Annotated in this window: 1 protein-coding gene; it reads right to left on the bottom strand. The window is 64.6% G+C overall.

All coding sequences use genetic code 11. The features are described from left to right. Positions 1–1,898, bottom strand: a 1,898-nt coding sequence (locus tag B5G37_RS15335) for a hypothetical protein (RefSeq protein WP_204217958.1), incomplete at both ends; no start/stop codon positions are given.

Here is a 1,898-nt window from a genome sequence, read left to right on the forward strand (position 1 = left end):
ACCTTCTGCGCGTAGTCGTCGCCCTGCTTCCAGTCGTCGGGCATCATCGTACCGGCGTCCGCCGTCACGTCGGGGTCGCCGCCGAGGTTGTCGGGCGACCAGACCTTGAAGCGGAACTGATAGGTGCCGGGATCGGCGGGCGTGTCGAGGGTCACGGCGATGTCCGTGTCCGTCACGTCGTGGTCGAGCGTGACGCGATCGGTCTCACAGACCTTTTCGGCGGTGTTCCCGTCATCGCCCACGGTCCACGTCTCCACCTGATAGGCGCTGCCCTTGCCGAGGGTGCCGTCCACATGCAGGGTCTCCTGCACATGGGGCATGTCGGTCGTGACAATGGGTTCCGCCGCAGTGGAGGTGACGCGAACGACCTCGAAGGATTCACGCTCCACGCGCTTCGGGGACTCCCACACCAGACCGTCGGACTGGATGCCGATGGCCTGAAGGTTCGCGGCGTCCTGCGTGTTGGTGACGCGCAGCATGTAGTAGTGCGTGCCCGCCACGGTGTCCTCGGGGAGCGTGAACGTCTCGCTCTTGAGCTTCTGCGAATACGGTTCCTTGCGGTCGCCGATCTTGGGCAGGTCCATGGTCTGGCCGTCGAGCACCTTCACGTCCGTGTCGGCGTTGCCGTCGCCTTCGCGCCAGATGCTGAACTGGGCCTGCGTGCCCTTGGCGGTCGCGCCGAAGTAGACGCTGGTGGAGGAACCGGTCTGGTCGTCCTCGCCCCACTGCGTGTAGTACTTCTGGGTGAGCACGTCGAACGTGTTCACGGTCTTGTCCGCGTATTCCGCGTCGTTGGTGCTCAGCCATGCCTTCGCGGCGTCGGTGTCGTACTCCTGCACGTAGGTGCGTTCGGTGTCGTCACCGTACTTGCCTTCGGCGATCACGCCGCCGTCAGGCCCGATCAGGCGTTCCACCCAGTAGTAGGTGCCAGCCGCCGGATAGGTGCCGTCCATGAGCGCTTGGAAGCTGTAGGAACCGGGGCGTTCGCCGAGCTTCGACGTGTCCACGGGGAACGTCTTGGTCTCCACGAGCTGGCCCTTGGTCTCCTGATTCTGGCCCTCATGCTTGTACACGCTGACCTGCACGGTGGAGCCGTCGGGGATGTTGCCCGCGTCGTCGCCGTCGGTGTCGTCGGACACGGTGATGATGTCCCACATCTGGCCGCCGACCGCGCCCTGCTTCTGGCTGATCGAGCTGATGTCGCCGCCGCCCTTGACCACGGTGGTCTCATCCTCGATGCCAAGCTCGTGGGTGGCGAGCAGGGTGCCGTCCGCCGCGTAGATCGCGGCCTGCCAGTACACGTTGCCGCTGGTCGTGGCATTCACGGGATTGCTGGTGACGGTGATCTGCTTGCCATTGTTCAGATCGTCGATCTGTTCGGCGGTCAGCTCGTGCCTGTCGGAGTCGAGGAGCTTGCCCACACTGGGATCGGCCTCGCCGGGGACGGGGTTGTAGGCATCGAACAGGACATACGCGCCCTTGTTCACCACGCCGTCGCTGTTGCCGGTGCCGCTGATGGTCGCGGTGTCGCGCATCTCCTCGCCAACCTTCACCGTGCCCGGCTTGGTGCTGGACGACAGGGTGAGCTTGGGGGTTTCCTTGCTGACGAACGTGGCCTCGAACCGGTTGTCGTAGTCGCTGGTGAACGCCTTCACGCGGTCGCATCCGGCGTACTTGGCGATGAACACGTAGTAGCCGGTCTCATCGGCGGTGATGGTGAAGTTGGAGCCGTCCGCGAGCGGGCTGCCCGCATCGCCGCCACCTACAAGGATGTCGAGACGGCCATTGAAGCCCTTGCCCTCACGCTGGATGAGCTGCTGCAAATCGTAGGTGTAGGTGCCGAGCAGCTTGTGGTGCTCGTCCTGTGCCGGGGGTTCCTTCGTGCTGGGGAGGTACTT

It is taken from the genome of Pseudoflavonifractor sp. An85, from assembly GCF_002161235.1.
Classification (GTDB): Bacteria; Bacillota; Clostridia; order Oscillospirales; family Oscillospiraceae; genus Enterenecus.